Origin of the sequence: Massilia sp. CT11-108, from assembly GCF_047302915.1 — a bacterium.
GTDB classification, from domain to species: Bacteria; Pseudomonadota; Gammaproteobacteria; order Burkholderiales; family Burkholderiaceae_D; genus Telluria; species Telluria orientalis.
On sequence record NZ_JBKYMO010001121.1, the window covers coordinates 1 to 678 of the forward strand.

Sequence of the window (678 nt, forward strand, 5' to 3'; positions counted from 1 at the left end):
GCCTGCGCGCGCGCTACGTCGTCGGCACGGACGGCGGGCGCAGCACGGTACGCCATCTGCTCGGCATCGGCTTCCCCGGCAAGACGCTGGGCGTGCGGGCGCTGGTGGCGGACGTCGCCTTGACCGGACTTGCGCGCGACGCCTGGCATCGCTTCAACGGGGACGACATGGCGCGCCGGCTCGAGGTGTGTCCGCTCGCGGGAACGGACCTGTTCCAGGTCCAGGCACCGGTTCCGCCGGAGGGCGACGTCGACCTGTCGGCGCAGGCTCTCGATGCGTTGGTCAGGGACCGGACCGGCCGCGACGACGTGCACGTGGCCAGCGTGTCCTGGGCCTCGGCGTACACGATGAACGCGCGCCTGGCCGACCGCTATCGCGTGGGACGCGTCTTCCTTGCCGGCGACGCCGCCCACACGCATCCGCCCACGGGCGGGCAGGGATTGAACACCAGCGTGCAGGATGCATACAACCTCGGCTGGAAGCTGGCGGCCGTGCTCGCGGGCGCGCCGGACGATCTGCTGGATACGTACGAGGCGGAGCGCCGCCCCCTCGCCGCCGCGATGCTGCAGCTGTCCACGGCGCTGCTGGACGCCGCGCGCCGCGGCGGGGAAATGCGCCGCGGGCGCGAAACGCGGCAGCTCGACCTGGCGTACCCCGATTCGCCCCTGGCGTTTGCGC

The 678-nt window shown here is 73.0% G+C and carries 1 protein-coding gene; it reads left to right on the forward strand.

Features of this window, described 5'->3' with window-relative positions; translation table 11 throughout:
• A partial coding sequence (locus ACEN88_RS33515) for an FAD-dependent monooxygenase (protein WP_413346653.1) occupies nt 1-678 on the forward strand: 678 nt, incomplete at both ends.